This window comes from Streptomyces sp. NPDC059900 (genome assembly GCF_050270335.1).
GTDB lineage: Bacteria > Actinomycetota > Actinomycetes > Streptomycetales > Streptomycetaceae > Streptomyces.
The window spans coordinates 24141-29261 of sequence record NZ_JBNNJZ010000062.1; the positions used below are offsets into that span (position 1 = coordinate 24141).

Sequence of the window (5121 nt, forward strand, 5' to 3'; positions counted from 1 at the left end):
CGCTTCTTACGCTACCTAGTGCGAAAACACAATGTGGGCGCGCTCAATGCACCGGGGTGTCGGGGGAGGGCGGGGCCGTGCGCGGAACCTAGGGGGGCGGTGGACCCCGTCAAGATCAACTACGTGCCCGGCCACCCGACGGGTTCCGGCCCCGGACATGCTTTGATCTACCTGGCCCATGCACGGGCCAGCGTGAAGTCGGCTGCCTGGGGGAGGAGCGGCGATGGACATGGTGGAGCGATGTCGGGCGCGGCACGTCATCGGTGGCGTGCTCTCACGAGTACGGGAGGGTGCGGGCGGCCGCGCCGTGCTCGTGACGGGGGCACCCGGCATGGGCAAGACCTCCCTGATCCGGCATGCGCAGGAGCTCGCCGAGGAATCCGGAGCCATCGTCATGACCGCGGTCGCCTCTCCGGCGGAGCGCGACCTCCCTCTCGGCGTCGTCAGCCAGCTCCTGGCGACCGCGTCACTCCCGCCCGGCCAGGCCGGGGAGCTCGCCGAGTTCGCCGAGTTCACTGAGTTCATCGAGGGCCCCGCCCCCGTCATGGCCAAGGCGGCCGACAGCCTCTACCGCCATCTCGCCCTCTTGGCCCGGCGGGCCCCCGTCGTCCTCACCGTCGACGACGCGCAGGACATCGACGCGGCCTCGCTGCAATGCCTCCAGCACCTCATGCGCCGGGTGGGCGCCCTGCGCGTCCTCGTCGTGCTCGGCGAGCGGGCGGGCGGCGGCCGGCAGGGCAGCTCGGCCCTGACCGCCGACTGTCTGTGCAACCCCGAGTGCACCCTGATCCGCCTCTCCCCCCTGTGCGCGGAGTGCACCGAGAGCCTGATCGCCGAGCACCTCGGCGACGACCGCGCCGCGCACGCGGCCCCCGCCCTGCGCCGCGCTTCAGGGGGGAGCCCCCTGCTTCTGCAGGCGCTGCTCTGGGACCGCTCCGCCGAGCGGCTCGCCGAGGACGGGACCCCGGCGGGCGGCGAGCTCTTCCGGCTCGCCGTCCAGTACGTCCTCGATCAGCTCGGCCCTGACGAGCTGCGGGTCGCCCGCGCCCTCGCCGTCCTCGGCGCGTCCGCCACGCACGACTTCCTCGACCGGGTCCTCCGGCTCCGCACCGCCCTCGCGATGTCCGCGCTCGACGCCGTCGGCCTCACCGAAGCGGGCCGGTACCGGACCGAGGAGGCCCGCACCACCGTCCTTGAGGGCGTGACACCGGAGGAGCGCGCCGCCCTGCATCGCACGGCCGCCCGGGTGCTGCACGAGAGCGGCGCCGCGGCGGGCCAGGTGGCCCGGCATCTCGTCTGCGCCGGACCCTGTGCGGACCCCTGGGCCATCCCCGTGCTGCGGGAGGCCGCCGCCCAGGCACTCGCCGACCACGACGCCGAGGGGGCCGTGACCTGTCTGCGAAGGGCGTACGACACGAGCACGAGCGCGCCGCAGCGGGCCGTGATCCGCGTCGAACTCACCCGGGCCGAGTGGGAGACCGACCCCGGTGCGGTCCGGCGCCACCTCACCGAGCTCCTGGACGACCACGCCAACGGCTATCTGAGCTGCGGGCAGAGCATGACGCTGATCACCTATCTGCTCTGGCTCGGCCGGCCCGAGGAAGCGGCCACCCTCTTCGCCGACCTGGACGGCGTACGGGACGAGCTGTCCGGCGAAATCCGGGTGCGACTCGACACCATGCACGTGTGGTTCGCCTACTTCTACCCGGTACTCGGGGCCCATGAGCACGCGGCGGCGCCCGCCGAAGCAACCGGCATCGGCGGCGTCATGGCCGTGGATCCGCACTCGGACGGCGCCCTCGTACTGTCGTCGCTGCTCTCCGGGGGGCCGACCAGCGGGGCGCTCGACGCCGCCGAACGTCTCCTCGAAAGCGTGGTCCTGCACGATCCGCCCGTGGCCCCCGCCATGGCCGCGCTCGTCTCGCTCATCCGGGCCGCCCGGCTCGACCGGGCCGCCGAGTGGTGCGAACTGCTCGTACGCGGGGCCGGTCCGCGCACCCCGCAGGCCCGTGCGATCTTCGCCGCGGCCAGTGCGACGGTGGAGAGCTGGCTGGGCAACTTCGAAGTCGCCCGGCAGCGCGCCGACGAGGCGCTCACACTGATTCCGCCGCAGGCGTGGGGCGTCGCGCTCGGCCTGCCGCTCTCCGCCAAGGTCCTGGCCTGCGCCGAACTCGGCGACATCGAGGCCTCGGCCGAGTGCTTCCGCGTTCCCGTGCCCCCCGTGATGTTCCAGACCCTGCCCGGCCTGCACTACCTTCAGGCACGGGGTCGCCACCACCTGTCCGTCGGCCGCTACCAGGCGGCGCTCGGCGACTTCTACGCCTGCCGGGACCTGATGGCCGCCTGGAAGCTCGACGTCTCCGTGTTCACGGCCTGGCGGGTGTACGCGGCCGAGGCGCTCATCGAGGTCGACAGCCCCGGCCGGGCCCGCGAGCTCCTCACGGCGGAGCTGGCCGAGCCGGACCCGGGCAGCAGCTGGCTGCGCTCGCGCGCGGTGGCGCTCTTCGAGCGGGTCAACTCCCACGTGCCGGAACCGACCGAGACCCCTTCGGCCCGGACCCCGCTCCGGGCCCCGGCCGGGATCCCGAAGCAGCCCCTGACCCCGTCCCCCGGACCCGAGCGCGGCACCGCCGAGGGACTCACCCGCGCCGAGCAGCGGGTCGCCCTCATGGCCTCGGACGGGCTGACCAACCGCGACATCGCCGAGCGGCTCTTCATCACACCCAGCACGGTCGAGCAGCACCTCACCCGCATCTACCACAAGTTGGGCGTACGAGGACGACGGGCGTTGCCGCAGGCGCTGGCGGACCGGACCGTGATCCGCCCCTGAGCGACAGGCCCCGGGTGACCGGGATCAGGCCCTGAACGGCGGCATCAGGCCCTGAACGGCCGGGTGAACCCCTGGCCGGTCTTCCGGCCGAGGCAGCCCTGCGCCACCAGCTGCTCAAGTGCTGCCGGCGGTTCACAGCCGCCCTCCGGGAACTCCTGGTGCAGCCTCCGCAGGATGGCGAGCGACACGTCCAGGCCGATGCTGTCGAGCAGCGTGAAGGGCCCCATGGGGTAGCCGAAGCCCCGCTGCACCGCCGCGTCGATCTCCTCGATGCCGACATCCCCCTGGTCCAGCAGCCGCACGGCGTCGGCGAGATAGGGGAACAGCAGGTGGTTGACGATGAAGCCCGCCCGGTCACCGCACTCCACCACCGTCTTGCCGAGCCGGGCACAGAAGGCACGGGCGACCGCCATGCTGTGCTCGCCGGTCGCCGGGGTGCGGACGAGCTCGATCAGCTTCATGACCGGAGCCGGGTTGAAGAAGTGCAGTCCCAGGGCGTCACCGGCACGGCCCGCCGCCTCGGTGCAGTCCTCCACCGACAGGCTGGAGGTGGTGGTGGCGAGCAGGGTGCCGGGGCGGCACACCGAGCCGAGCGAGGCGAACAGGGACCGCTTGACCACGAGGTCCTCGGCGGTGGCCTCGATCACCATGTCGCAGTCGCCCAACGCCTGCATGGAGTCGGTGGCTTCGAGCAGCGAGAGGGCCCGGGCCTTGTCGTCCGGGTGGCACCTGCCCCGGCGTACGGACCTGGTCAGGGAGGCCTCGACGGCGTCCACGGCGAGCCCTGCCTTCTCCGGGGAGCGGGCCACCAGGACGGCGGGCACCCCGGCCAGCACGGCGCACTCGGCGATGCCCTTGGCCATGGTCCCGGACCCGAGGATCCCCACCCGTCCGACGGTCACTCCCGGTTCGTTCCCGCGGGCTGCGGAGACTTGGGGGGATTCGGCGGCTTCGGCGAAGACGGCGGACCTGGTGCCTCCGGTTCCGGTTCCGGTTCCGGCGGGAACGGCGAGGCGTCCGCCGTCTTCGTCGTAGCGGTAGAAGCCCTGCCCGCTCTTCCGGCCGAGGGTGCCGCTCCGCACCATCGACGTGAGCAGCGGTGCCGGCCGGAACCCGGCGTCCTTGGTGCGGGAGTGCAGGTCGGACAGGACCGCGTGCGCGGTGTCCAGGCCGACCTCGTCGAGCAGTTCGAGCGGGCCCAAGGGCAGTCCGCAGCCCAGGCGCATGGCGGTGTCGACGGCTTCCTGCCCGGCGTACCCCTGCTCGACCATGGCGACGGCTCGGTTGAGGAACGCGTACACGAGGCCGGTCGCCGCCCGGCCCGGACGCGCGCCCAGGGAGCCCGGCGTCAGGCCGACCTCGGTGAGCAACTCCTCCAGGACGCCCAGGGCTTCACCCTCGCTCATGGAGGTGGGCACCGCCTCGGCGGACCCACCGGTCCACACGGGACGCAGCATCCGGAGGCCCAGCGTCCGGCCGGGGCGCCCCGACGCGATGGCCAGGCGGGCCAGCGGGAGCGAGGCGGTGACGCTGACCAGGACCGTGGGGTCCGGGCAGACGCTGTTGAGGCGATGCAGCACTTGGGACTTGACGGCGAGGTCCTCGGACACGGCCTCGATCACCAGATCGGCCGAGCCGAGCGCCGCGGTGTCGTTGGTGAGTGTGTACGCGCCCGGGGCGGCCGGGGCGTCCGTGCCGTTCGGGCTCTCCGAGCTCTCCGGGCTCTCCGGGCTGTCCGTCGCGCCGGCCAGCGCCGCCTTCATGCGCTGGTCCACCGCCGACACCACGTCGAGCTCGCGGTCCACCCCGACGACGTCGTAGCCCGCGGCGTTCAGGAGGCGGAGCAGGGGTTCCCCGACGGAGCCGAGACCGACGACGCCCACCACGGTTGTTTTCCGGGCCATGTCTTGCGTTCCTTGTCCGTGTCAGTTCGCCGCGACGCGGCAGCGGTTGATGGCGTCGATGTGCTGGGCGCGCTTCTCGTGGTCGCGCACGCCCAGGCCCTCGCGGGGCGCGAGCGCGAGGACGCCGACCTTGCCCTGGTGGAGGTTGCGGTGCACGTCATAGGCCGCCTGCCCGGTGTCCTCAAGGGAGTAGACCTTGGAGAGCGTGGGGTGGATCTTGCCCTTGGCGATCAGGCGGTTGGCCTCCCACGCCTCGCGGTAGTTGGCGAAGTGCGAGCCGATGATGCGCTTCAGGGACATCCACAGGTAGCGGTTGTCGTACTCGTGCATGTAGCCCGAGGTGGAGGCGCAGGTGGTGATGGTGCCGCCCTTGCGGGTGACGTAGAC

At 72.6% G+C, this 5121-nt stretch carries 2 protein-coding genes and 1 pseudogene; 1 reads left to right on the top strand and 2 read right to left on the bottom strand.

The annotated features are described in order from the left end of the window. Positions 1-229 precede the first annotated feature (229 nt). On the top strand, positions 230-2830 hold the full coding sequence (locus tag ACQKIP_RS12425) for a helix-turn-helix transcriptional regulator (protein ID WP_365861514.1): 2601 nt from the start codon (positions 230-232) through the stop codon (positions 2828-2830). Positions 2831-2874: 44 nt separating this feature from the next. On the opposite strand, the gene ACQKIP_RS12430 is transcribed toward ACQKIP_RS12425, so the two are convergent. Together ACQKIP_RS12430 and ACQKIP_RS12435 are read right to left on the bottom strand one after the other, a co-directional pair. Further along, the gene (locus tag ACQKIP_RS12430; RefSeq protein WP_365861516.1) at positions 2875-4734 is read right to left on the bottom strand and encodes a 3-hydroxyacyl-CoA dehydrogenase family protein; all 1860 of its coding nucleotides are present in this window, start codon (positions 4732-4734) and stop codon (positions 2875-2877) included. Positions 4735-4755: 21 nt separating this feature from the next. Beyond that, positions 4756-5121, bottom strand: a pseudogene (locus ACQKIP_RS12435) (crotonyl-CoA carboxylase/reductase); the annotation flags it as partial.